We start from the raw sequence: 25658 nt of genomic DNA on the forward strand, positions 1-25658 counted from the left end.
TTCCATGCCCCGACAAGCTCTTTCGTAAACGTCGTGTTTGCTCAACCCCTAAAATCAGCCTCCGCTCGGCACTCTGCAAGGGATTTTGCATCGTGCCGCCATCTCGAATATGAGAGTCAACACATCATAAAACCTAAGACAGTTCGTTACTCTGATTTTGATTTCTAGTACTCAGGGCTCGCTCCAAGGTTTACTAAAAATTCATTAAATGTTAAGACGCTGGTTCCTGTATTGAACTTAATAACTGATCTTTTGTAAGGCTGCCATGCATCAAACCAGTACACTCCTCGAAAACATCTACAGAGTGGTTAAGTAGTGTTGTCGCACTTTTAAAAATTTCGTTGAGGTAATGGATATCAATAGTAGCTAGCCACTCGAAGTTTTTATTTTTCTGCCGATCATGGGAGTAACGAAAGCTAACAGCATAGATATCTACTTTATCCAACTCTTGAATTAATTGGGTGAAATCACTAATCAGAGAGTTGTCATCAATGTTAACACTACACCTGCCTTTAGATAGCCGCCAGTGCTCTAGAAATGCATTCTTAAGCGAGGTCAAGGTATGAACATTTTTGCCAACCATACTTTTCGACCCAGAAAAATCACTGAAGTATTCAATATTGTACTTTAAGGCCAACTCTAGGTAGTGCCTCATACTGTACAACATTGGCAATGCGATCGTATCGACGGGTGCTTGAGACTTATAGAGTATCTCGTATGCTTTTTGGTATTGAAATGCATACGTAAAGTTACAGTCTGAAGACATACCAATGTGACTATATCTTCTCGCTTTTTCCCATCGATTGCTATTCATTGCTTCTCAATCCAGAGTGAAATTTAACAATTTTACACATCGACTAATGGCACACCGCCGAGCCCCTTGCAGCTCGCCTACTGGAGCGAGGGTAGCCGAAGGCCGAGAGGCCACCCGGCGACTGAGGGCACACAAATCAAAGGCCGTGCCGCAGCCAATCGTATAACTGCCATTCACTAAGAATAAGATTTTGCTCTTAACAGCAGCGCTAGCCCACCAACACGCCGTGCAACATCTTAACCGCCAACAACACCATTACCACTGCAAAAATCCGCTTTAACGCAGATACCGGCAACCGATGCGCCAGGCGCGCGCCAACGGGTGCGGTCATAAAGCTCATCAACGCCATCGCCAGCACCGCCGGCCATACGACATAGCCCAGGGTGTGATCGGGCAGCCCATCGACGCCCCAGCCATTAACAATATAGCCCGCCGCCCCGGCGGCGGCGATCGGTAAACCTACGGCGGCCGAGGTGCCCACCGCACGGGCGATAGGTGTATTGCACCACACCAAAAACGGCACGGTCAGCGAGCCGCCGCCAATAGCCACCAGCGCCGATACACCGCCGATGCCTGTGCCCACCGCACCAAGCCCTAGCGGACCCGGTAAAGTGCGATCAGGCCGTGGCGGTTTACCAATAATCATATACAGCGCCACCGCACTCATAAACAGGGCAAAAAAGATCGCCAGTGGTGCGGCGCTTAAGAAACTGGCAACAAAAGTAGCGGCAAAGGTGCCCAGCAAAACGCCGGGTGCCAAACCGCCCACGGCGGGCCAGACGACACCGCCACGGCGGTGATGGGCAAGGGCGCTGGCGATTGCAGTGGGCACAATAGCCGCCATCGAGGTGCCGAGCGCTAAATGCACATTGTGCTGGGCGCTAAAACCCTGCGCGGCAAACATCATGCTTAGCACCGGCACCATAATACCGCCGCCGCCAATACCTAGTAACCCGGCAAACACACCCGTAAAGGCGCCCAGTGCGAGATAACTTAACAACCACAGCCAATCCACTTACCACTCCTGCGCCAGCGACTCTTAAGAGTCGTCACTTTTGTCTTTACTACGCCCCGGCCCTTCACGGTCCATTCGCTCAAGTTCCTTTTTGTATTTTTCTAGATCTTCCCAATCAAAGGGACTGCCAACATTTAGGCCTTGCTCTAGGTGAGCGGCGCGCTCGCGGGCATTGTGCTCTAGCGAGTGATCTTCGTCTTCGCTTGTTTCAGCGTTATCTTGTTTGGCTTTTTGATCGCGCTCGTACTTTTTTAAAAATTCAGATGCTTTCATGCTTACCTCCTGAACGTCAGCCTCTATAATGACGCCTTTTCCATAAATAATGAAAGATCGCCCATGAGCCGCGAGCGTTTTGCGAAGTTTATAAGAGTGTTGCACCAGCGTCAGCCCGATATGACGGTGCTGACCGATAAAGTCCACAAGGGGCAGAATATCTCAGCGATCATGCGCACCGCCGAGGCGGCCGGCATTGGCGAGGTGCATATGGTTAAGCCCGATCGCGGCCATATTGTGTACCACAACACCGCCGGCGGCATTGGCCGCTTTACCACCCAGCGCGTCCACGAGCGCATAGAAGACGGCTTTAGCCATTTGCGCCAGCGCGGCTTTACACTGGTAGCCGCCCACTGGTCGGATCGGGCCATTCACTACCGCGAGTTTGATTACACCCAACCGTTTGCGCTGGTGATGGGCGCCGAGAAAAAAGGGTTAAGCGATTACGCCGCACACGAGGCCGACGCCCACGTCACTATCCCCATCATGGGTTTGGTCGAGAGCTACAATGTCAGCGTCGCCGCCGGGATCATACTGCAAGAGGCTTTGCACCAGCGCCAACAAGCCGGCCATTATTTACGCGGCTGCGCTGAGGATGAGCGCTACCGGCACACGCTGTTTGAGTGGGCGCAACCGGATATGGCACGCTACTGTAAACAACACAAGCTGCCCTACCCCGAGCTGGATGAGGACGGCGACCTGATTCCCCCGGCCAGCGCCCGGTACCGCCGCCCCAAAGAGGTATAAAGCATTTAACGGGTACATTGTCAGCGCAGAATTTGGTGTACACTCAAACGACATAAACGCACGGCTATGCAGGCCACCGCCAATGTTACATATTGCTAACCCAACGGAGTGAATTATGGTGTCTTTTGTTAAAAATCTCATCCGCACGGCTACTATTGCCCTGTGCTGCCTAAGCGTCGGTGCCAGCGCCGATGCCCTCGATAACATTATAGAGCGCGGCAGCTTACGCGTTGGCGTCGCACAATTTACCCCTTGGACCATGAAAAGCGAAAAGGGCGAGTTATCTGGCTTTGATGTGGACGTTGCCCGCAAGATCGCCGCGGACATGGGCGTTAAGGTCGAGTTTGTCGAGTACGAGTGGGACAAAATTTTACCCTCATTGGCGGAAGGTAAAGTCGATATGGTTGCCGCTGGTGTCGCCATCACCCCCAAACGCGCCCTGCAGGTGGCCTTTACCAACCCATACTCTGAATCTGGCGTAGGTTTAGCGGCCAATATCAACAAAACCCGCGACGTTAAAACCCTCGCACAAATGAACAGCAAAGACTTCACCATCGCCGTGGTACGCGACACCATCGCCTTTGATGTGTCCGGCTCGCTGTTTAAAAAAGCATCCGTTAAAGTCTTTGACAGCTCCAAAGAGGCCGAGCAAGCGGTACTTGATGGTAAAGCCCACGCCTATATCGCCAGCCAACCGGTGGTTAAGCACTTTGCCAACAGCCACAAGCAAATCGACTTGCCAATGAACGCGCCGTTACTCAGCTACAAAAATGGCTTGGCCGTCCACAAAGGCGAGCAATCACTGCTAAACTTTCTAAATGCGTGGATTGTCGCCCGCACTGCCGACAAATGGTTGTCGGCAAGCAACCGTTACTGGTTTGACAGCCTGGAGTGGAAGGAGGCGCAATAATATGGCGCTTAAAATTCCGTTTTTAGCTACCCTGATTGTGGCCACCGCACTAGCGGCGACGGCCCACGGGCAGGATAACCGCAGTAAAAGCAATGCCGCCGATGATCGGGCTATGGAAGAGATTGTGGTAACCGCGCCCAACTGGCGCAAAGAGACCGCACCGACCTTGCCCGAAGAGCCGCGCTGGCAAATTGACGATGAAACCCGCGTTAAACTGCAAAGCCGTATGCAGTTTGGTTACGACCCGGTGTTAGAAGAAATTCGCAACAGCGATGACCGCATCAAAGTTCGCAGCAACGTCAACGAGCCCGAGCCCTCAACCATCTTTCGCTTTAGCTTTTAAGCCCAAAACACTCAACCGGCTCATCGGTTGAGTGTACCCTCGCCTCCTCAACCCCCTTTACACTTCTTGCTCAAACCTTCACCTAACGGGTGCTATGGCGCTTGTATTCACTGGGTCTTGGCGGCAGTATAAGCCTCAATAAGTCATATTTATTACGCTCTTAGCGACATTACGATCAACATAACAATAGGTTTGCGAACATGATCCACCCCCACTTGGTAATCACCCACAGCGCGCTAGCGCTCACACTGCTGGCAGGTGCGGCACAGGCCGAAACCTTTACCCTGCAATCGCCCGACGAGCGCTTATCGGTCAATATCGACGTGGCGCAAAAAGTAACTTGGTCAGTCAACTTAGATGACGCACCCGCCATCGCCCCCAGTACCATTGGTTTAACCGTAAAAGGGCTGGGCGATATTGCCAGCGAAGCCAAGTTGATCAGTGTTGATCGCAACGAAGTAAACACCCGCCATAGCCCGGCGGTAAAACATAAATCCGCCGATATTACCGAGCACTACCGCGAGCTATCACTGCGGTTTGATAACGAGTTTGGCGTTGACTTTCGCGTTTACGACGACGGTGTTGCCTATCGGTTTGTGGGCGAATACAGCGAGCCCATAACCGTCCAAGACGAAACCATGGCGCTCAACTTTCCCGCCGGCGCCACCACGCTCTTTCCCGAAGAGGAGTCCCTCATATCCCACTACGAGCGGCTGTATGTACCCAGTAAAGTTGCCGATATTACCCCCGGACGCTTTGCCTCACTGCCCGCTTACATCGGCGTTAACGACATTAACATCGTCTTTACCGAGGCCGATTTATACGACTACCCCGGTATGTTTTTATACGGCACCGGCCAGGATGGCTTTAGCGCCGGCTTTAGCAATCTGGTAACTGAAGCCACGCCTATGGCAGGCTCGGAAGATCGCAACCAAAACCTTAGCTTTGGCGACGCCATTGCTCAGACCCAAGGCGACCGCCATTACCCATGGCGCGTGGCCGTCATCAGCGACGACGACGGCGCTTTGGTCGAGAGCCAGCTGGTCTGGCTGCTGTCGCGCGCAAACCAACTGGACGATACCAGCTGGATTAAACCCGGTCGTATCGCTTGGGATTGGTACAACGCCAACAACTTATTTGATGTGGATTTTAAATCGGGCATCAACACCCAAACCTACAAAAGCTATATCGACTTTGCCGCCGACTACGGTCTTGAATACGTTATTTTGGACGAGGGCTGGACCAAATCCACCACCAATTTATTAGAGATGAACCCCGACATCGACGTGCACGAGCTGGTGCGCTACGGCCAGAGTAAAGGCGTCGAGATTATTCTCTGGGCTCTGTGGGGGCCACTCGACCAAGACTACCAAAACATTTTAAAAACCTATGGTGAGTGGGGCGTGGCTGGCATTAAAACCGACTTTATGCAGCGCTCCGACCAAGAAATGGTCAACTTTTACGAGAAAATCGCCCGCGAGGCGGCCAAACACGAGCTACTGGTAGACTTTCACGGCGGCTTTAAGCCCGCCGGCCTGCGCCGCGCCTACCCCAATGTGATGAGCTACGAGGGCGTAAAAGGCAACGAGAACAACAAATGGAGCGCCGACGTCACCCCCGAGCACACGGTAACCTTGCCCTTTATTCGCATGGTGGCCGGCCCCATGGACTTTACCCCAGGTGCGCTGCGCAACGCGCACATAGCCAACCACCACATCAGCCACTACCGGCCGGTTAGCCTTGGCACTCGCGCCCACCAAGTGGCCATGTACGCCGTGTACGAAAGCGCGCTGCAAATGCTGTGCGAGTCACCCTCCACCTACCGCCGCGAGCCAAAAGTCACCGAGTTTATCAGTCAGTTTCCCGCCGACTGGGACGAAACCCACGTGCTTGACGCCCAAATAGCCGATTATATTTTGGTGGCCCGACGCAACGGCGATAATTGGTACATAGGCGCTATGACCGACGACACCGCGCGCACCTTAACCATCGACTTTAGCTTTCTGGGTGAGGGTAAATTCACCCTCACCGCCCTGCGCGACGGCATTAACACCGAGCACTTTGCCGAAGATTATAAAATCGAAACCCAAGCCGTACAGGCCAGCGGCAAACTCACCATCAACCTCGCCTCCAGTGGCGGCTGGGCCGGCGTGATCAAACTAACCGAGCAATAGCCGACAGGCGCGAGCTACTCGTTAGCTCGCGCCTTTTTGGCCCATATTTACCCTTTAATCTAACGACCAGACTTTCTTCCGCTCAGTCGTGGAGTCAACACTCTAGCTAAAGATGTAATCGGGGCTACCGCCCCAAAACAACATCTAATTAGGAGCAATAAGCGAGCTCCAAAACGCTATTGCAACCGGCTCGCCTGCCCACGCATTCTCCCGCCGCGAGCAACATGGCATAATGCCCGACGTACTCCTTATCACAACGCCAGAGAGAACCCCATGCCGTCTTTGCAAGATCAGCTGAAAAATGCGGGCTTAATCAACGAGAAAGAAGCCAAGCAAATTCAAAAAGACAAGCGCAAGCAAACCAAGCAAGCGCGTAAATCCAAGCAGGTGGTGGTGGATGAAACCAAACAATCGGCGCAAGCCGCCCGCGCCGAAAAAGCCGAGCGCGACCGCGAGCTAAACCGCCAGCGTCAGGCCGAAGCCGAGCAAAAAGCCATTGCCGCGCAGATTAAACAGCTAATTGAAACCCACCGTCAGCCCAAGCTTGCTCAGGGCGAGAGCGAGGTGGATTACAACTTTACCGACGGCAAAACCATTAAAAAGCTGCTGGTGACGCCGCGGGTGCAACAGCTTCTAATGCGCGGCCAGTTAGTCATTGCCAAGCTTGGCGATGGTTATGAGCTGGTGCCACGGGTGGTCGCCGACAAAATCGCACTGCGTGACCAAGCCTGCATTATTGTCACCAAAGGCCCAGTCGACGACGAGCCGGACGAGGACGATCCATACAAAGATTACGTGATCCCCGACGATTTAATGTGGTAGCCAACCCATGACAATTAACCGCAGAGCCCTACTGACCCGCTCGGCCGCACTCGCTGGCGCCTTGGCCCTAAGCAAACAAAACGCGATAGCTAAAGCCCTAGAGCAAACCGGCCTAAAAGAGCTCTACCAAGACGACTTTTACCTCGGCACCGCTATTGGCCACGCTCGCTTAACCAACCCGCCGACAGGCTTTAATGCCTTAGTCGCCCGCGAGTTTAACGCGCTCACTCTTGAAAACGACATGAAATGGGAGCGCGTACACCCCCAACCCGAACAGTGGGTGTGGGAGTACGCCGACAAATTTATAGCGCTGGGCGAGCAACACAAAATGTTTATGGTGGGGCATGTACTGGTGTGGCACTCGCAAACCCCACCTTGGGTGTTCAACGACAAAAACGGCAACCCGGTATCGCGCGAGGTTTTGCTGGCGCGCATGAAGAGCCACATCGACACTCTGGCCGGCCGCTACCGGGGCCGAGTGCATGCCTGGGATGTAGTCAACGAAGCGGTAGACGAAGACCAGGGCTGGCGCCAAAGCCCTTGGTTTAAACAAATCGGCCCGGATTTTATCGAACACGCGTTTCACTACGCCCGTGCAGCGGCGCCCGACGCGCACTTGATGTACAACGACTACAACATGCACAACCCCGGCAAGCGCCAATGTGTGGTGGACATGATTAAACGGTTTAAACAGACCGGCGTACCCATCGACGGCGTAGGCATGCAGGGCCACATAGGGCTAGGCTACCCGGATATCACCGAGTTTGAAAAAAGCATTAAAGCCTTTGCCGCCGCCGGCGTGGCCGTGCATATTACCGAACTAGACCTAGATGTACTGCCCACCGCGTGGGAGCACATTGGCGCCGAGATCTCTGACAACTTTGCCTACGCCGACGAGCTAAACCCCTACCCCGACGGCTTGCCCGCCAAGATAGAAGCGCAACTTGCCGAGCGCTATGCCCAGTGGTTTGCACTATTTTTAAAACACCGCGACAGCATTGCCAGAGTCACCCTCTGGGGCACCGGCGATAGCGAGTCTTGGAAAAACAACTTTCCGGTGAGGGGCCGCCGCAATTATCCGCTCTTGTTTGATCGCGATTATCAGCGCAAATCCGCCTACCACAGCGTCGCTGCGCTAAGAAAATAATGGCCGCGAACCCAGACCTTATTATGATGACGCCGCAATATTTGCTATATTGCGCCCCAATTGGCAAAACCGCGCCAAAGCGCTTCTCTCACCGGCGCCGCGTCGCTAACCTGCCCCATTGATTCAATGGTCACCAACAACGTATCAGGATGACTCGATGGCAGATCCCTGCTTTCAAATAAAAGGCACCAGCGTCACTAGCATGGTGCTGGATCTATACCACTATCAAAGCGATGAATTTTCCCGCACACTTGCGCAAAAGGTGCAAACAGCGCCGCTGTTTTTTACCGGTTCGCCGCTGTTTCTTAACCTCGCCTCCTTCAACGGCGAGCTAAGCAAAGAGCAGCTGCAAGAGATCATCAAGCACTGTCAGTCGCAGGGTTTTCAATTGTTCGGCTGTAAAGGTGGCAGCGAGCCACAGGCCAAACTGGCTAAAGATCTAGGGCTGGTGCATTTGCCCGCCTCGCGCGCGCGCCCTGACAAAACCGAGCAGCCGCCCGAGCAAGAGCCCGAACCTGCGGCCAGCCCGGCGCCAGAGGCTACCAGCCGCCCCACACGTATTATCGAGCGCCCGGTGCGCTCGGGGCAGCAGATTTACGCCGAGGGCTCTGATCTAATTTTGCTGGCACAGGTCAGCGAGGGCGCCGAAGTCATTGCCGATGGCAACATCCACGCCTACGGCCCATTGCGCGGGCGCGCCCTGGCCGGTGTACGCGACAACCCCAATGCGCGCATTTTTTGCCAACAACTTGAGGCCGAGCTGGTATCCATTGCCGGACACTTTGTACTCAACGACACCCTGCGGGACAGTTGCTGGAAGCAACCGGCACAGATTTTTTTACAAGACGATTCCATTGAAATTGCCGCACTGTAAATAGTGCCAAACACATTGAGGAAACACCGTGGCTAAAATTATTGTTGTGACTTCGGGTAAAGGCGGGGTGGGTAAAACCACCTCCAGTGCCGCTATATCTACCGGGCTGGCATTGCGCGGCCACAAAACCGTGGTGATTGATTTTGACGTGGGCCTGCGCAACCTGGATTTAATTATGGGTTGCGAGCGCCGCGTGGTGTACGACTTTGTCAACGTCATCAACAAAGAGGCCTCGCTGAAGCAGGCCTTGATTAAAGACAAACGCACCGATGGACTGTTTATTTTGCCCGCCTCGCAAACCCGGGACAAAGACGCCCTCACCTACGAAGGTGTCGAGGCAGTGCTGGACGAGTTGGCCAAAGACTTCGACTACATCATCTGCGACTCACCAGCGGGTATCGAGCAAGGCGCGCAAATGGCGCTCTACTTTGCCGAAGAAGCCATCGTCGTCACCAACCCCGAGGTATCCTCGGTGCGTGACTCCGACCGTATTTTGGGTATCTTGCAAAGTAAATCACGGATGGCAGAGCAAGGCAAAGCGGTTAAAGAGCACTTGCTGTTAACTCGCTACAACCCCTCGCGCGTGGCCAGTGCCGAAATGCTAAGCGTTGCGGACGTCGAAGAGATTCTCGCCATCCCGCTACTGGGCGTAATCCCCGAGTCCGAGGCCGTACTCAAAGCCTCAAACCAGGGCGCACCTGTGATTCTCGATACCGAGTCGCAAGCCGGTCAAGCGTACCAAGATGCCGTGTCTCGCCTGCTGGGCGAAGAAGTCGAGCATCGCTTTTTAGAGCAAGCGCAAAAAGGCTTCTTTAAGCGATTGCTGGGAGGCAAGTAATGGGCATACTTGATTATCTGCTAAAGAAAACCAAACCCACCTCGTCGGCCTCGGTGGCAAAAGAGCGACTGCAAATTATCGTCGCCCACGAGCGCAGCACCCGCGGCCAGCCGGATTATTTACCGCTAATGCAGCAAGAAATCATCGAGGTCATTCGCAAATACGTCGAGATTGACCAAGATCAGGTATCGGTGCAGCTCGATAACGCCGACGACTGCTCGGTGCTGGAACTGAACATTACCCTGCCAGAGCGTTAGTGCGCGCGGCGGGTTCAGCCCCTCGCCCGTTTGTGCTCGCAGCGCCCGGTTACCAGACCCCGCTACCAACCGGGCGCGCGAGCTTTACCTTGCCTAACAGACACGCGGCTAGCGATCGCGTTACAATAGCGCCTTCCTGCTGGCCCGCGCCACGCAAACCCTCATAATTAAAACACCTATAGTCACTACTCTACCGGTCCGCGCCTCGCGTGTTACCGGCGCTGTCGTTATAGCTGTTTTGCAACGGAAGAATTCATGACCGATATTGCACCGGCACAATCCACCCCTCGCCTTAGCAAAGGCGCCATGTTAATGATTGAAATTGCCCTCGCCATTGGCGGCTTTGGCATCGGCACCGGCGAATTCGCCACCATGGGCCTTATGCCTGCCATAGCCGAAGGTTTAGGGGTATCCGAGCCACAAGTAGGCCACGTAATCAGCGCTTACGCACTGGGCGTGGTGATCGGCGCGCCGCTGCTGGCGATTGCCGGTGCACGTCTGTTTCACCGTCATTTACTGTTGCTGCTAATGGGCTTTTACGCCCTGGCCAATATCGCCAGCGCCTTTGCGCCCAATTACGAAAGTTTGTTGGTTATGCGCTTTATCGCGGGTTTACCTCACGGCACCTACTTTGGTGTGGCCGCCTTGGTGGTCGCAAGCCTTGTGCCGCCCAGTCAGCGGGGCAAAGCCGTTAGCCGGGTAATGATCGGCCTCACCCTCGCGGTACTTATCGGCAACCCGCTCGCTACCTGGCTGGGGCAATCCATCAGCTGGCGCTACGCGTTTGCCTTAGTCGGCGGCTTATCGGTGTTAACCGTAGCGCTCATACTGTGGTTTGTGCCACTAAACAAACAGCAAGTACGCAACAACCCACTGCACGAAATAAAAGCTTTTAACCGACCGCAGGTGTGGCTGGCGCTGCTGATCGGCGCCACCGGTTTTGCCGGTGTCTTTGCCGTGTTTAGTTATCTGGCCCCCACTATTTTGCACGTCACCGGCGAAAGCAAAATGTGGATTCCTATCGCTATGGCCACCTTTGGCCTGGGCGGTTTTACCGGGAATATTGTCGGCGGCTGGCTATTTGATAAATACCAGTTCAAAGCGGTAGGCGGTGTTCTGCTGTGGAGCATTTTTATTTTACTGCTCTACCCCCAAACCACCTCCGAGCTGTGGAGCATTTTACTGGCGACGTTCTTAGTCGGCACCGTGGTCGCGGTATCGCCACCACTGCAAACCCACCTAATGGACGTGGCCCCCGGCGCGCAAACCTTATCCGCCGCGTCACACCACGCCGCCTTTAACACCGCCAACGCCATAGGCCCCCTACTGGGCGGCATGGCCATCAGCGCAGGGTTTGGCTGGAGCTCGACCGGCTACGTCGGTGCCGCCACCGCCGTGGTGGGTTTAGTGTTTTTTGTGCTTGCCTGGCAACTGCAGGAGCGAGAAGCGCGATTGCTCAGCAACACAGCGACAAGCTAAATGATTACCCGCGCTTTAACGGATTGTTAGCAACTAAAAAGGCACTGCCTGTGTGTCTGTTTGCGTCTTTCTATGTGCCATATCCAACACCTTCGTCGTAGTAAAGCTAACGATAGAAGGTGTCTACTTATTATGGGGCAACACGGTTGTGTAGCGCCCTGCCATACAGCACGAGCTTAGGAGTGTCAGCAGCCGAAGGCTGCAAATATAAGCCGTTTGTTAAGCATTCGGGACCACCACAATTTGAAGGTTATCTCTATAGACTATACTACCGGGCTCATCGGCCAGTCTAACGTGCACTGTAATTCCGTGCTTTCGAAGTAACTGGGCAACCGAAAGCGATTTGTCTAAGTGTTCCGACACACTAAGTTTGAACCAGCTTTGTGCTCTGAATTTAATAGTATTGCAGATGGGCCTCTCAAAGCAGGCGGGGTTCTTTAGGCTAAAATTGAACCAACTCGCGACGTTTATGTACCAGACATGTTCCCGAAGACTCATCGAACCCTTACGCTTAGCGTCACCCATAGCAGCGAAAATTCCCTTAGCGCACGATGAATCGCTGAACTGTAAATCCGTTTCGAATCGTATATACATATGCTCACGCCTTGCTCACCGGCACATACTGCGGAGAGCGTTTTTGTGTGAAACTGGAGCGAAGCGACATACACAAAAACGAGCGTAGAAGTATGTGTCCGCGTGCAGCAACTTGTTAGATTTTTGTTGCTATTCAAAATCGAAAGCGTCAGATGCATGACCACTTTCGATTAATTCTAAACCATTGAAGCTCACCCCAGCCCCATGCTCATCTTCCCAAGTACAGCCAAATTCTATACCAAACCTAGGCTCACTTTTGGTACCACTTCCCTTCACATGAATAGCGACGACACCACAAAGCTTAGTAAGCTCTTCGAATGACGAGATTTCGGGAACAACTTCGTCAGGATTTTCATCAATGAGACTTTCGATAACAAGATCACGCATCTCCCAGTATTGCTCGACAAAAGATTTAAGGGATGCCTCTAACAATTCCTTCCCATTCGCTTCTACCCAATTTACGACCTCTAGAAAAACCTCTGTATCTAAGGCTTTGTCGCAACAAAAATGTACGTCACCATCGGAAGATTCAGAACTAGAGACTGCACCATAAATGCCATTTCTAATTTGCAAGCCAGCAAAACCATCGACAACCTTCGAAGTATATTTAAAATACTCATCCACATTGGTTTCAGGATATCTTGGTGGATTTACGTTATACATTAATTCTCCTGATGAAATCTAACGCCCGCAACACCGGACAATTTGGAGCGAAGCGGAAAATTGTTCCGAGTGCTTGCGTTTGTTATACGTTACCTGCACCATCTTCGCGATGTCTAAATTCGGCCAAAACTGGACATTGAATTAAGTAAACTGTCCCCGGAACTGATCAATATATCTTCCTAGACTGGGGTCATAATCCCGATAGTAGTTATAAACTAATCGAGTAATTCATTATAAATCCCCCCGTCCATATGAACGGGGGCGTATCAATTCAAACTAATCACTCACTGATGACCATCTTTACTTGTAACCTGCGCCAACCTGGCCTTTATTGCCTTCTCAGAATATATACTTGAAAATAAATCGCACTCGCTCGAACCCTCTGTAAAAGCCAACTTCACCTTATCATAAACATCAGAGGCCATTTCTGGGTTTAATCTAAGAATCACAATACATACAGCCGACATCACACCTTGAATTGTGTATTTACTATCATGCTCTACTGTAAGCTTCTTAACCAATGACCATAGTTTTGCTTCACCCAGCCCTCTACGCAGCAATGCGCCCTCTGAAATATAATTTACTGTATATGCAGACATAACAAACCAGATTGAAATCATTTCAATTCGGTCAAGGTGAGGATAACGGACCATCCAAACATTAATAACATCTTCTAAGCCATCAAGCTCCATCTCACAGTTGCAAACATTCAGCAGACTTGAAAAAAGACTACCCAACTCTCTAATAGCAGTTTCCGTATCTTTGGAAGGCGGGAAATATGCGTCAAATACTGCTCTGAAACCAGTATCAAATATACTTACGCCAACTGTTCTTGAATTAAAATTAATCGCCTGTAATAAATGACCATTATCTATAGATGCCCCATCAATCATGAAAGAACAAAGCTTTTCAATGGCAGTTACTTTTTGGGCTTCATCAATCAATCCCTTAGACTCAAGCCAATCAATAACATTTACCGAATTTATAGAAGTAAATCCACTATGATTTAAAAACGCCGACATATATAAGTCATCGGTGCAGAAAACCGGTGAATCTAACTCTTTCAGAATAGATTCATATTGATCTAAATGAGATTGACTCTGACTAACCGCTCCTTTTAGCGTTATTCGACCTAAATATTCACCAAGAGTCTTAATTATTTTCTTTGGAACAGAAGAGTAAATAGAACCCATTACCGCATGAGATTGTCTTGAAAATGCCTCATAGGTATTTTTATTAATTATTACTCCCGGAAGATACTTTAAGGCGATATCAAGAATGCCTAAATCGTCAAGAATTAATAAAGCGGTTTCATCAATTACTACTTGTGAATAATCGGAACCTAGATTATCTACAACCTCTGAAGAAGCTCCTTTTGAATGTATTAATTGATACTCTTTTCTCTCATAACCACAATATTTGCACATAATCCATGCTGAAAAAATATCGCCAACATCATCTAAAAAATTAGATAAAAGCGAGAAAGGAACAGGGATTTTTCGTGCTTTAATCTGATTCCTATTTTTTCTCCATTTCTTTACCTGATCATCCGTAATCCCTGTCATTCTCCGTATCTCATCTAGAATAGCATCGCCACTAGACTCTGGAGATACCCCCCCTTTTCTTAACACTTTCGAATCAGGGAATTTTCGTGTGTAGTTATTTAATCTCTCTCTAAAATCATCACCGTAATCATTAACATCGACCCCAGGACGATTTGTCATCGTAAGGAATGACATCAGATAACGCCCTTCCGCCACCTCATCTTCTTGGTCTACCAACTTACCGTATCGTAGAAGCGTTGGTATTAACCGCTCAGAAGGCTCAGGGTCAGAGGAATATATAAACATCAATGACTCAAGAATCGAAAGCTGCTTTTCTGGATATGATTTTTCTAAAAGATTTTCTAATTTATCTGAAGCCTTATCAAAAAACCCCAGATGGATACACATATTTACATAATATTCAGCACGTTCGACAGATCTTCTCTCTCGACTTACAGAGCCATCAAGCAGATCAAGCGCTTCAGCATTTCTTCCCATTCCGTCTAATGCCGACGCCTTAAACAACGACCAAAGGTTATCCAGATCACCACTCAATTCAATCCTATTACATAAAGCTTCTAATTCACTCCACTTCTTATTTTGAGAAAGAGCAAATGCAAGCGTAATGTTTTCATCAGGATACAGCTCCCTGGAACCAACAATTACAGTTGCTAAATCACAGATAATTAATGATTCACTAGGATCTTCTACATCGAGGTGAGAATAAAGCTGCTGAGCAATTGAAGAAGGTTTATTCAAGCTTAAGTACTTTTTATATAGACCCTGATTAAGTTCTTTCTTTTTTTCTGGCCGATCGATACAGTTTTTAATGTATTCGTAAATCGCCAGTAGCCCTTCTCCATCTTCAAAACCTTTAACAATATCAAGATTTTCTTTTTCTCCCGCATCATCCAGTAATTCGTATGCACACTGAGCTGCAATACAGAATAATGCGCTATAGCCTTGGGGCTTTTGATCAAGAAGTAATTCCTTATTATTATTTACAAGGTTAACTACTTCAGCCTTATTCCCAGCATGATAATTTGCTGATATTTGGAATGATATATGTTCAGCACTTTTTTCTTTTAGGTTACCTATTAACTTAAGAACATCCTCATACTTATTTGTATTAAATTTCAAAGGTATTAATGCAGATATAATCGGAGTCGATTCTGGGCGGTCTTGTAAAATTGATTCAAGATAAGATATCAACTTATTTTCACGATTAAAGAAGCTAAATAACGAAGTGGCAACATCCAATATTACATAGGTATCATATGGATAACCTTTATCTTTAGCGTGATACAATGCACTTTCTATGCATTCAAGCGCTTTACCTAACAGCTCAAAATCATATTCTCTCTTACCTTTTGCAGGCAAAACCTCATCGCTATCTGAAGAATAATTATAATTAACACCCCTATAAAAATAACGCCTCCCGACAAACGAGTAATAAAGAAATTTTTGCCTATCAGAAAGATTATCCACATTGATAGCCGCTGAAAAGTTATCAAGTTCTTCAGTATTCCCTGAAATAGTCAATATAAGTAATTTAGCAATTGACGTTTTATCTGAAGAATGATTATCCAAACAATTTAACGCCTCATTTTCCTGCCCCAAAATAGCAAGACACTTTGCTTTCAATACACATTCTTTATAGATTTCTACATCTAAATTATCTATATATTGTTCTAAAGTCTCTTTGTCTGGAATTTTCCCTTTCCTAAAGGTAGATTCGTAAAAGTTAATCTTATAGCGGATTTCACTATGGGTTTGATAGGCCTCGTCAAAATATTTTACTGCCTCTTCATCTGCACCTTTTAATGTCAGTATGGTTCCCTGTAATGAGAGAAGCTCTGCTTTTTCATGATCACTTAGATCCGTTTCACTCTGAACTTTTTTCAGTAATGATTCAGCAACTACTATTCTATTAGCTGAAATGGCCTCCGATATTTGGCTTAACTTTCCAGCCACCAAGTCTTCTGGGTTAGTGACCCATGGTGCTCCAGAATCATCTCTTGAGAGTTCTAATATTACCGGCTTAACTTTTACATTTTCTGCTAACGCCTCTATATCACTAACGGGGTTGTCTGAATATTGCTCAACGGCTCTTCTAAGACTTATCAGTGACTCGCGTGTTTCAAGACGCCTCCGATAGTATGGAAATACATCTAAGCTTTCATCAAGTACATTGGCAACTGGCACTCTGACATTAACCTGATCATTCTTTTCACGTCTTTCAGCTATTGAGTCTAAGAAATCTTCATCGAGCCATTTGTAGTAAACAGGACAATTCCTTGGCTTGTCAGCAGCGGAAAGGTCAACAACCGCTACCATTACAGCCGGCTCACTTTCTCGATATAGATTTAATGTTGAGGAGTCAAACTGGTGAGATATTTCTTTTCCATTATCAACAAAGGCAGGGGTTGTTGTTCCTTTAAGCTGTAGATAAAAACTAGCGGCCACACAGCTATCTTCGTTTTTCAGCTGAATCAGATAATCTATGCCGAAGTCAGTATCACCATCTTGATCTTTTTCGATCCAATTATCTGGCAGCTTAGCAACAAATGCCCTTCCAGCTCTTTTACCAATTTGTTGGCTTTCACCTTCTTGAGGGAGCATTTTCTTCAAGTTCAATCCACCTGTTTCTTTTTCATAGTTTGCGCCAATGCACTACCAGCCGCAGACTTTGAATCCTTCGACGTACGCCCATCTCGCAACGTCTTGGACGTCGCAGTAGATGCTTTTGTCGGAATTCCGGAGACAGTCTACTCAATTAGCGTCCGCTTTGAGTCGAAATCAGACTTACTACGACCACCGTATAACGCCCGCAATAAACGGCGCGAGGATCGAGCGTCCGGCGACCGCAGGAAGCGAATTTAATTGCTTGGTTAGCCATTTTAGACCCACTGATTCTCATAAATCGTTCTTCTCAGCGCTCTAGCGGCGAACAGAGCCATTTCTTCTAGCTCTTTTTCGGACTCTTCAGGATCATAGAGCAGCTTCTGATCATCCCATGGGTCATTTACATGCACCCACTTATTTCGGTACTTCCGAAGCTTGTGCAAATCAGATCGAAGGTCGTCTGCTATGGGATCACGATCAATTAGCTCAAAGAGGCTGCTGCGCTCTTTCTCGGCATACTCGGAGCGCAGATAGGTTTCGATCCCAGAAACTGCCGTCAGTATTGATGCCAGGTTTGCTCCATGCACAAACGCCAAGTCCGATTCTCGGACGATAAAAGAGCACCACTCTGACAGGATGACCCCGCCTTTTAAGAGCTCTTCATCAAGCGACACGATGTGATTCCAGCGTTCTTCTTCGTTCATATGGCTAACGCTCGCCATAAACGGCCGAGTGAAAAGAGGTCCGGCGCCCGGAGGGAGCGTATTTAATGGCTTGGTTATGCGGCGTCGAGTTCAATTTTTTGCACCTTGTCGAGCTTAACGCTTTTGCCTGCTACCCAGAGATCATACATGTCTTGCATCGCCAGCCAGCTTTCAGGCGTCCGGCCCAATGCCTTGGAAAGACGAAGCGCCATCTCCGGGCTAATACCGCTCTGCTGCTTAAGCAGACGGTTTAACGTAGACGGCGATACATCCAGCCGTCCTGCCAAATAACGGCAACTAAGGCCAAAAGGCTCCATATAGGTAGCCAGAATGAACTCGCCAGGATGAGGGGGGTTATACATTTTCATCAGTGGTAATCCTCATAATTGAGTACATAGGCATTACCGTCGGAGAATTCAAACGTCAGCCTCCAGTTCCCATTAACGGTAATTGCCCAGACACCCTTTCTATCACCTTTAAGAGGGTGAAGTTTGTAGCCAGGAATATCTAAGTCATTGCTTTCCTTGGCGGTATCCAGTGCTGCCAGTTGCATTCGAAGACGCTTCTCATGCTTGGCCTGGATGCCCCGAGCGCTACCTGTCTCGTAAAAGCGCCTTAATCCTTTGTGTTTGAATGACTTGATCATAGAGTTATTGTAGCGCGTTGCGCAACAGTGTCAAGCCGCATAACATTTGTATAGCGACCTTGCGCGTTATAGCCCCTAGAATATCTTTAGGAGTACAGTGCAACTCACTGTTTCAGCTAACTTTTTATTCGCTACAGCAAAAAACGGGAGGGAAGAAAAGTGTGCGTGCGCGTTATCCTGCGGTCGCGGGCCTTATTATCTACCTTCCTATCTGGCTAAGCGCTTAATTTTACCGTTATTTTTTATTATTGAAAACAACAGAGTGTGCGCTTGTTCGGGCAAAGCGTGCCATGGTTTAGGGGGCTTGGCAATACACCTGTATAAGTATGGGGTACGCAAGCGCTAACGTTGCGTAAAAACGCCCATTAACGCCATAACAGCTTTTGCCTCGGGTACTGAGCAGGGGTTATCACGTTCTCCACGAAAGTACGCATTCACCTGCGCTATCATTGGCTGCTGGACGTGGTCGGGGTTATCAAGGCAGATCTGTTGGTTGCCATCGGCATTTTCTTGGTGAATAGTGGGCGAGCCAAAGAAGTTGATACTCAGCTTTCCCTTAGTGCCAATCACTTCACACACATCTCGACTTTGTTGCCCTTGCACACCAAACCCCCAGCGCCCCTGCAACACAACATCATTTTGTAACCGTGCCCAGCCACAGGTAAGGTCATCGGAGCTATTGCTGTGTTGCTGGTTAAGACTAACACCTTGCGCGCTAACAACCGGGCCAAACCACTGCAAAATCAAATCGATTTGGTGAGGCGCTAAATCGTAAAACAGGCCACCGCCAGACAGGGCCGGGTTAACGCGCCAGTTATCGTCGCTATTGCTGATAATGTCAGCGGCGATAGGCTGCAGCATATCGACTTGCACCATCAGCGGCCGCCCTATAGCGCCACCTGCCAGCAGCTCGGAAAACTTTAAAAAGCCGGGCACATAACGGCGGTAATGTGCCACCACCGCTTTTTTGGTAGATTGCTGTTCGGCTTTGATAATCGCGTCGCACTCTTTTGCGCTAAGCGCTACGGGCTTTTCGATGTAGACATGCTTGCCCGCTTTTAAAGCTGCAATGGCGTAGTCTTTGTGCTGCGCCGGGGGCGTGGCGATATAAACCGCATCAATATCCGGGTTGGCCAGCAGCGCATCGGCGTTGTCGTAATACTGTGGCACTTGGTGACGCTGCGCAAAGTCTTTCGCTTTAGCTAGGTTACGGCGCATGACGGCCAGCAGCTGCGAGCCACTTGCACGATAAAATGCCGGCCCGCTTTTTACCTCACAGACATCGCCAACACCAATAATGCCCCAGCGGATGGTTTTTGCAGAAGACACAGCAGCCCCTTTTGCTATTTATGTTAATAGTGCGCGAAAAGCGGACAAGTATACTGTGAACCTCGCAAGCGGAGAAACTAATCGGTCGCTTCCGGCGCCTGCAGCGCTTTGCTGTAAAAACCCGACGAGTCAAAACAGCACACTCGCTTTTTACCGGACGCCAGCATGTCACAAGCATCATCGATTCGCTTTGCGCGGGTTTTTGCCTGCTTAGCCGACTCCACCCAATGAATCCAATCAACCCGGGCGAGCGCAGTAGTCGCACTCCAAACCGCAAGCGCCTCTGGCAGAGCATCCAATGCTTGCTGTACATCTTGCGGTACACTCGGCTCGGGCTCTACCGCCACTGGCGCAAGGGTAAGCTCTACCAGATCGCCAAAATTAACACCCGACGCTTGCATGAGTTTTTCATCGATACGCAGCCAATGGCTTTTCTGGCCGTCGGGCTCCAGCAATACTGTAAAAGGCTGACGATTGATCTGCCCCTCTACCGTTGTCCGGCCGCGGCGGGGCAAAGTGTCACTCACCTCGTGGGGTAAAATAATAAATCCCCATAAACCATGCTCGCCCATTTTTTTGGGGCGGTGTAGCAAGGCACTGAACTGAGATATTTTTTTAGTGGTGGTCATAGAGCCTACCCATAGATTTACGAAGATCTCTTACTCGGAGTTTGACGGCCTGCTATACCGCTATGTGTTGATTCACTGACCCCGATTAAACACATTTAACATCCACTGCAACACCTGCATCTCGTGCAGCGGCTCATCCAACGAGTCTACACCGGCTTGATACACAGGTTCACCAATCGCGTCACGCCTTTTGTCCATTAACGCTTTAGCATAGTCGCGAGTAAATTCAGGGTGACCCTGAAATGTTAGGATGTTATCCCCCACAGAGGTCATCGCTACCGGGCAGTTACTTGTGCTTGCCAGTATTTGCGCATTAGGCGCTAGTTTAACCACTTGGTCTTGATGGCTGGAGATCAGCGCAAAGCTATCGCCGGGTGCGCCAAACTCGGTGGCCACCGGCGTTAGCTGGTTGTGGTGCACGCCAACGCACCAGCCACCTGGCGCCTTCGCCACCTCACCACCCAACGCCTGGTGAATAATTTGATGCCCAAAACAGATACCCACGATAGGTATCTCGTTGCTCGCCATCGTTTTTATGCGCTCTTTTAGCTGGGTAATCCACTCATCTCTATCGTAAGCTGCCGATTGGCTGCCGGTAATAAGAACACCGGAAAAATCCTGCAGAGATGTAGGGTACTGCTGTTTATTAACGTCAAAGCGCGCAAACTGTAAGCCCGCGTTAACCGCCAATAAACTTTTAATAAACATATCGGGGTACTGCCCGTGGCTGCGGGCAAGCGCATCGGGGATAGTATCGGTGTTAAAAATAGCAATGGGTTTCATGTCGACCTCCGCAATACTGATACGCCACAAGCGGCGGCTTATCACTCGTTAACGAATCATGCCTTGGCGCTGGGGCTGTCGTCTATTACTCTTAAGCACAAATCTAACATTTATAACTTATAAAAAGGACACTCTTATGCGCCCCTTATGTCGCTGGTTATTTACCATACTGGCATTCAGCATCACCCTCGCAAGCGCCGCCGCAGACAACTGGAACGGCAAGCGTGCCGCCGTATCGTTAACCTATGACGACTCTCTGAATGTTCACTTGGATAACGCCATTCCGGTACTCGATGAATACGGCTTTAAAGCAACCTTTTACCTTACCGTGGGCTACCCGCCGTTTGGCGAGCGGCTAAACGAATGGCGCGCAGTTGCGGCCAACGGTCACGAGCTGGGCAACCACTCGTTGTATCACCCCTGCGATGCGTCTCAGCCGGGCCGCGAATGGGTAAACCCCGAACGAGATTTATCCCAGTGGAGCGTGGCTCGCCTGGTAGACAACTTAAAGGTTGCCAATATTGCGCTGGAGGCGGTCGACGGTAAAAAAGAGCGCACCTATGCCTATCCCTGTGGCGATATGTCAGCGGGTGGCGAATCTTATGTTGCCGCAATCAAGCCCCTGTTTGTGGGCGCGCGCGGGGTTAAGAGCAGCATTATGCAGCCCGATCAGGTGACGCTGTTTGATATCGACTCTTATGTGATTAACGGCAGCAGTGTCGAGCAACTTAAAACATTGGTAGACGATGCGATTGCAAAAGGCGGCCTACTGGTGTTTTTGTTTCACGGCGTAGGCGGTGAGCACCCACTCAATGTGGATAACGCCAACCACACAGCCTTAATTAAATACTTAGATAAAAAACGCGAGCAATTATGGGTTGCACCTATGGTGGAGATCGCCCAGCACCTTAAAAAGCAGCCGCAGTAACCTTTATGGTTCGCGCCCCCTGCACGATAAAGGCGGGCGCGACTTTGTCACCGCAAGACACCGACCCCACCCAGTTAACCTCCCCTTTCGCAGCATGGTGCACCAAAATCGCCAGCGGCGCACCCAACTACGTTCACCACAGCCCCCTTCTGGTGCAGTGGCTTTTTATCGCTCGATAACCGGTTGCACCAACAACAGCACGCCGCGCACCACAACAACGCAAAAGCCACGTAAAACTCGCACAAAATGTCGGTTATTTACTCGCTAATTACGCTAACTCATTGATCGCTATTGGCTTTTTCCTGCTGGTGCAATTGCTGCATAGGCCACTGGGCAAAACAGCGGTTATACCCATGGGGGTAACGGGCGGCGCCCTTTAGCGCCAACGGCACAACAAAAAACATTGCAAGACTGACCGACACCAAGAGAGTAATGACTATGTCCTACTTAATACCTTCCGAGTTTGTCACCAAGATGGTGGATGCGGGTGAATCGAAACTATTTATGGGCACTCGTGACGCCCTGATCCGCGCTTACATGGCGGGCGCTATTTTGGCCATTGCCGCTGTTTTTGCGGTAACCGTAACCGTGCAGACAGGTTACCCCATTATCGGCGCTATTTTATTCCCGGTCGGTTTTTGCATTTTGTATTTGATGGGTTTTGATTTGCTCACCGGGGTGTTTGTGCTGACACCGCTGGCGCGCTTTGATAAACGCCCCGGTGTAACCTGGGGCGGTATTTTACGGCACTGGGGTATTGTGTTTATTGGCAACTTTGCCGGCGCCCTTACCGTGGCATTAATGATGGCGATAGTCTTTACCTACGGTTTCTCTAAAGAGCCTGACGCAGTGGGTAAAGTGATTGCGGGTATTGGCGAGTCGCGTACCGTGGGCTACAAAGAGTACGGCGCCGCCGGTATGTTAACCATTTTTGTTCGCGGCATGCTGTGTAACTGGATGGTCTCACTGGGCGTGGTTGGCGCGATGATCTCAACCTCGGTAAGCGGTAAAGTCATCGCTATGTGGATGCCCATTATGCTGTTCTTCGCGATGGCGTTTGAGCACTCGGTGGTGAATATGTTTTTATTCCCGTCGGCGTTAATTATGGGCGGCAACTTTTCAGTGATGGATTATTTGATTTGGAACGAGCTACCCGTTGTACTGGGCAACTTAATCGGTGGCTTGTCGCTTACCGGCCTGACGCTGTACACGACCCACGTGCTCACCCAACCCAAACGCGCACTGTAATTAACGATCAGTGCCCCACCACTTTGGCCGCTTGCGGCCAAAGTGGTTGCTGTTTAAGGCAGCTTAACTATGCCCCAAACGTTATCTGTAGCCATCGGGCAGTACTCCGACAAAGGCCGCAAAGAGCTTAATCAAGATTTCCATGCCGCTTATGTTCCGGCCGAGCCGCAACTAAGCGCCAAAGGCATCGTGGTTGCTTTAGCCGACGGCATTAGCAGTAGCTCGGTTAGCCAAGTTGCCAGCCAAATGTCGGTAAAGACTTTTTTAGACGACTATTTCTCGACCAGCGAATCTTGGTCGGTTAAAAAGTCCGGGCACCGGGTACTGATGGCCACCAACTCGTGGCTGTACTCACAAACTCGCCGCAGCCAATACCGCTACGACGCCAACAAAGGTTATGTGTGCACCTTTAGCGCACTGATTATTAAATCGCGCACCGCGCATATTTTTCACGCCGGCGACGCACGTATTTATCGGCTGCGCCACAACAGCATCGAGCAACTCACCCGCGACCACCGCTTGCAAGTATCCAGCGAGGTCAGCTATCTAAGCCGCGCCCTGGGCATGGACTCGCAGCTAGAGCTGGATTACGCATCGTTTGCCACCGAGCCCGGCGATACCTTTTTATTGCTGACCGACGGCGCCTACGAGTTTGCCGGCGACCGCGCGATTATCGACAGCATTAACAAACACGCCGACAATTTAGATCAGGCGGCACAAGCCATCGGCGAACTCGCCTACGCTAACAACAGTGATGACAACATCACCGTACAGATTTTGCGCGTAGACGAACTGCCCAACGCCGACACCGAAGAGCTGTACCAAGAGTTAACCCAACTGCCTTTTACCCCACCGCTAGAGCCGCGGCAGCACTTTGATGGCTACACCATTGTGCGTCAGTTACACGCCAGTAGCCGCAGCCATGTGTACTTAGCGGTAGACGATGACAGCGGCGCCAACGTGGTGATTAAAACGCCGTCGATAGACCTGCGCGATGACCCCGCTTATTTAGAACGGTTTTTAATGGAAGAGTGGATCGCCCGGCGCATCGACAGCCCGCACGTATTAAAGGCCTACCGGGCCACTCGCACACGCCACTTTGTCTACATCGTCACCGAATACATTGAGGGCCAGACCCTAACCCAGTGGATGATCGATAACCCCGAGCCTTCACTTGAACAAGTGCGCGGCATCATCGAGCAAATTGCCCGGGGCCTGCGTGCGCTGCACCGGTTAGAGATGCTGCATCAAGACCTGCGCCCAGCCAATGTGATGATCGACTCCTCAAGTACGGTTAAGCTGATCGACTTTGGCGCCACCCATGTGGCCGGCGTACAAGAGATGACGTCGGGCGCAAGCCATCTATCTATATTGGGCACCGCGCAATACACCGCCCCCGAGTATTTTTTAAGCGAACCGGCCACCGAGCGCTCGGATGCTTTCTCGCTCGCGGTGATCACCTATCAAATGCTTACCGGCCAGCTGCCTTACGGCACCGCAGTGGCCAAAGCCACCACCCGCGCGGCACAAAATCGCCTCAAGTATCAGAGCGCGCGCGATCACCAGCCGAGTATCCCGCTGTGGGTCGATGAAGCACTGCGCAAAGCACTGCGCCCCTACCCTTACCGGCGCTATGATGATTTGTCTGAGTTTTTATACGATTTGCGCCACCCCAACAAAGCCCTGCTGGGCACCCAGCAGCCGCCGCTGCTCGCGCGCAACCCGCTGGTGTTTTGGCAAAGTGTGTCGGCTATTTTACTGGTGGCGGTGATTGTGCTGGCAAGCCAGCTATAAAGCCTCACCCAGAATGATCATCGTTGGGCGGGCGGGTGCTGGAGATAACCGCCCAAAGCCGCCGAAAGCGCCGCTCTAGCAGCCGTTCTACCTTGTGCACCGTATGGTTAATGTTGCGCCAGCGCGAGCGCGCGGTTTGCAGCATATGCCGCGAGCGCGGGTTAACACACAACAATGCCGCCAGGCTCATGGTGATTACAACCAACCCCACAGGGATGGGCGACAACAGCAACAATACACCCAACAGCAACCCCAGCAGAGCCAACACCGTCACCAACCAGTCGCGGACCACCTTCATCGACTGGCACACCCCCTGAGTCGCTTCAGGCCCTATGCCGGGCCAACAATCGCGCCAACAAACCACTCGACGCACGTCACTGCAGCATAACGGGGCATTGTTGCAATCTCATAACAACGCCTACGTCGTCCTGTCGATAAAAAATACAAATCGACCAAAAGACAACCATTGTTTTTGCTT

General features: G+C 50.5%; 25 protein-coding genes. 13 read left to right on the plus strand and 12 right to left on the minus strand.

From position 1 onward, the window contains the following. Nucleotides 1–211: 211 nt before the first annotated feature. From ACGHAD_RS15550 to ACGHAD_RS15560, 3 genes are all read right to left on the minus strand, one after another. Nucleotides 212–814: a hypothetical protein gene (locus tag ACGHAD_RS15550; protein ID WP_382417151.1), complete on the minus strand. Its 603-nt coding sequence runs from the start codon at nucleotides 812–814 to the stop codon at nucleotides 212–214. Nucleotides 815–1022: 208 nt separating this feature from the next. Then, nucleotides 1023–1829 (minus strand): sulfite exporter TauE/SafE family protein, encoded by an 807-nt coding sequence (locus tag ACGHAD_RS15555; protein ID WP_382417149.1) that lies wholly within the window; start codon nucleotides 1827–1829, stop codon nucleotides 1023–1025. A 24-nt stretch (nucleotides 1830–1853) separates the two neighbouring features. After that, entirely contained in the window at nucleotides 1854–2102 is a 249-nt protein-coding gene (locus ACGHAD_RS15560; protein ID WP_382417147.1) for a peptidase S14, read from the minus strand. A 63-nt stretch (nucleotides 2103–2165) separates the two neighbouring features. On the opposite strand from ACGHAD_RS15560, the gene ACGHAD_RS15565 reads away from it, so the two are divergent. The 10 genes from ACGHAD_RS15565 (at nucleotide 2166) to ACGHAD_RS15610 (ending at nucleotide 11693) form a co-directional block, all read left to right on the plus strand. After that, nucleotides 2166–2849 (plus strand): TrmH family RNA methyltransferase, encoded by a 684-nt coding sequence (locus ACGHAD_RS15565; protein ID WP_339618061.1) that lies wholly within the window; start codon nucleotides 2166–2168, stop codon nucleotides 2847–2849. Nucleotides 2850–2964: 115 nt separating this feature from the next. Continuing rightward, nucleotides 2965–3759, plus strand: coding sequence for a transporter substrate-binding domain-containing protein (locus ACGHAD_RS15570; RefSeq protein WP_382417145.1), 795 nt, complete (start codon nucleotides 2965–2967; stop codon nucleotides 3757–3759). 1 nt (nucleotide 3760) lies between these two features. Further along, complete coding sequence (locus ACGHAD_RS15575) at nucleotides 3761–4102, plus strand: hypothetical protein (protein ID WP_382417143.1); 342 nt, start codon at nucleotides 3761–3763, stop codon at nucleotides 4100–4102. Between the two features lie 200 nt (nucleotides 4103–4302). After that, on the plus strand, nucleotides 4303–6276 hold the full coding sequence (locus ACGHAD_RS15580; protein ID WP_382417141.1) for a glycoside hydrolase family 97 protein: 1974 nt from the start codon (nucleotides 4303–4305) through the stop codon (nucleotides 6274–6276). A gap of 273 nt (nucleotides 6277–6549) precedes the next feature. Next, the gene (locus ACGHAD_RS15585) at nucleotides 6550–7098 is read left to right on the plus strand and encodes a DUF2058 domain-containing protein (protein WP_339618065.1); all 549 of its coding nucleotides are present in this window, start codon (nucleotides 6550–6552) and stop codon (nucleotides 7096–7098) included. A gap of 7 nt (nucleotides 7099–7105) precedes the next feature. Next, nucleotides 7106–8245: an endo-1,4-beta-xylanase gene (locus tag ACGHAD_RS15590; protein ID WP_382417139.1), complete on the plus strand. Its 1140-nt coding sequence runs from the start codon at nucleotides 7106–7108 to the stop codon at nucleotides 8243–8245. Nucleotides 8246–8402: 157 nt separating this feature from the next. After that, nucleotides 8403–9119: a septum site-determining protein MinC gene (gene minC / locus ACGHAD_RS15595; RefSeq protein WP_339618067.1), complete on the plus strand. Its 717-nt coding sequence runs from the start codon at nucleotides 8403–8405 to the stop codon at nucleotides 9117–9119. Between the two features lie 28 nt (nucleotides 9120–9147). Then, nucleotides 9148–9957: a septum site-determining protein MinD gene (gene minD / locus ACGHAD_RS15600; protein WP_339618068.1), complete on the plus strand. Its 810-nt coding sequence runs from the start codon at nucleotides 9148–9150 to the stop codon at nucleotides 9955–9957. Further along, the gene (minE, locus tag ACGHAD_RS15605; RefSeq protein ID WP_339618069.1) at nucleotides 9957–10214 is read left to right on the plus strand and encodes a cell division topological specificity factor MinE; all 258 of its coding nucleotides are present in this window, start codon (nucleotides 9957–9959) and stop codon (nucleotides 10212–10214) included. The genes minD and minE overlap by 1 nt, the downstream gene beginning before the upstream one ends. Nucleotides 10215–10469: 255 nt before the next feature. Then, nucleotides 10470–11693 (plus strand): MFS transporter, encoded by a 1224-nt coding sequence (locus ACGHAD_RS15610; RefSeq protein ID WP_339618070.1) that lies wholly within the window; start codon nucleotides 10470–10472, stop codon nucleotides 11691–11693. A gap of 723 nt (nucleotides 11694–12416) precedes the next feature. Here ACGHAD_RS15610 and ACGHAD_RS15615 read toward each other — a convergent pair. The 8 genes from ACGHAD_RS15615 to ACGHAD_RS15650 form a co-directional block, all read right to left on the minus strand. Next, a complete protein-coding gene (locus ACGHAD_RS15615; RefSeq protein WP_382417135.1) occupies nucleotides 12417–12950 on the minus strand; it encodes a DUF6985 domain-containing protein in 534 nt (177 codons plus the stop codon). A gap of 284 nt (nucleotides 12951–13234) precedes the next feature. Beyond that, nucleotides 13235–17116 carry a DUF4365 domain-containing protein gene (locus ACGHAD_RS15620; protein WP_382417153.1) on the minus strand — a complete coding sequence of 1294 codons (3882 nt, stop codon included), beginning with the start codon at nucleotides 17114–17116 and terminating at the stop codon, nucleotides 13235–13237. 278 nt (nucleotides 17117–17394) lie between these two features. Next, nucleotides 17395–17823, minus strand: a complete 429-nt coding sequence (locus tag ACGHAD_RS15625; protein ID WP_382417133.1) for a hypothetical protein — start codon at nucleotides 17821–17823, stop codon at nucleotides 17395–17397. Nucleotides 17824–17897: 74 nt separating this feature from the next. After that, nucleotides 17898–18191 (minus strand): HigA family addiction module antitoxin, encoded by a 294-nt coding sequence (locus ACGHAD_RS15630; RefSeq protein ID WP_339617325.1) that lies wholly within the window; start codon nucleotides 18189–18191, stop codon nucleotides 17898–17900. Continuing rightward, nucleotides 18191–18469: a type II toxin-antitoxin system RelE/ParE family toxin gene (locus tag ACGHAD_RS15635; protein WP_339617324.1), complete on the minus strand. Its 279-nt coding sequence runs from the start codon at nucleotides 18467–18469 to the stop codon at nucleotides 18191–18193. The genes ACGHAD_RS15630 and ACGHAD_RS15635 overlap by 1 nt, the downstream gene beginning before the upstream one ends. A gap of 342 nt (nucleotides 18470–18811) precedes the next feature. Beyond that, on the minus strand, nucleotides 18812–19798 hold the full coding sequence (locus tag ACGHAD_RS15640) for a Gfo/Idh/MocA family protein (protein WP_382417116.1): 987 nt from the start codon (nucleotides 19796–19798) through the stop codon (nucleotides 18812–18814). A 77-nt stretch (nucleotides 19799–19875) separates the two neighbouring features. Continuing rightward, nucleotides 19876–20427: a YdeI/OmpD-associated family protein gene (locus ACGHAD_RS15645; RefSeq protein ID WP_382417118.1), complete on the minus strand. Its 552-nt coding sequence runs from the start codon at nucleotides 20425–20427 to the stop codon at nucleotides 19876–19878. A gap of 72 nt (nucleotides 20428–20499) precedes the next feature. Then, nucleotides 20500–21210: a glutamine amidotransferase-related protein gene (locus ACGHAD_RS15650; RefSeq protein ID WP_382417120.1), complete on the minus strand. Its 711-nt coding sequence runs from the start codon at nucleotides 21208–21210 to the stop codon at nucleotides 20500–20502. Nucleotides 21211–21346: 136 nt separating this feature from the next. On the opposite strand from ACGHAD_RS15650, the gene ACGHAD_RS15655 reads away from it, so the two are divergent. The 3 genes from ACGHAD_RS15655 (at nucleotide 21347) to ACGHAD_RS15665 (ending at nucleotide 25180) form a co-directional block, all read left to right on the plus strand. Next, entirely contained in the window at nucleotides 21347–22138 is a 792-nt protein-coding gene (locus ACGHAD_RS15655) for a polysaccharide deacetylase family protein (RefSeq protein ID WP_382417122.1), read from the plus strand. 438 nt (nucleotides 22139–22576) lie between these two features. After that, nucleotides 22577–23386, plus strand: coding sequence for a formate/nitrite transporter family protein (locus tag ACGHAD_RS15660; RefSeq protein ID WP_339618081.1), 810 nt, complete (start codon nucleotides 22577–22579; stop codon nucleotides 23384–23386). A gap of 69 nt (nucleotides 23387–23455) precedes the next feature. After that, on the plus strand, nucleotides 23456–25180 hold the full coding sequence (locus tag ACGHAD_RS15665; protein ID WP_382417125.1) for a protein kinase domain-containing protein: 1725 nt from the start codon (nucleotides 23456–23458) through the stop codon (nucleotides 25178–25180). A gap of 4 nt (nucleotides 25181–25184) precedes the next feature. Here ACGHAD_RS15665 and ACGHAD_RS15670 read toward each other — a convergent pair whose 3' ends face one another. Continuing rightward, entirely contained in the window at nucleotides 25185–25478 is a 294-nt protein-coding gene (locus ACGHAD_RS15670) for a hypothetical protein (protein WP_382417127.1), read from the minus strand. Between the last annotated feature and the right edge of the window lie 180 nt (nucleotides 25479–25658).

The organism is Gilvimarinus japonicus, from assembly GCF_042847215.1.
GTDB classification, from domain to species: Bacteria; Pseudomonadota; Gammaproteobacteria; order Pseudomonadales; family Cellvibrionaceae; genus Gilvimarinus; species Gilvimarinus japonicus.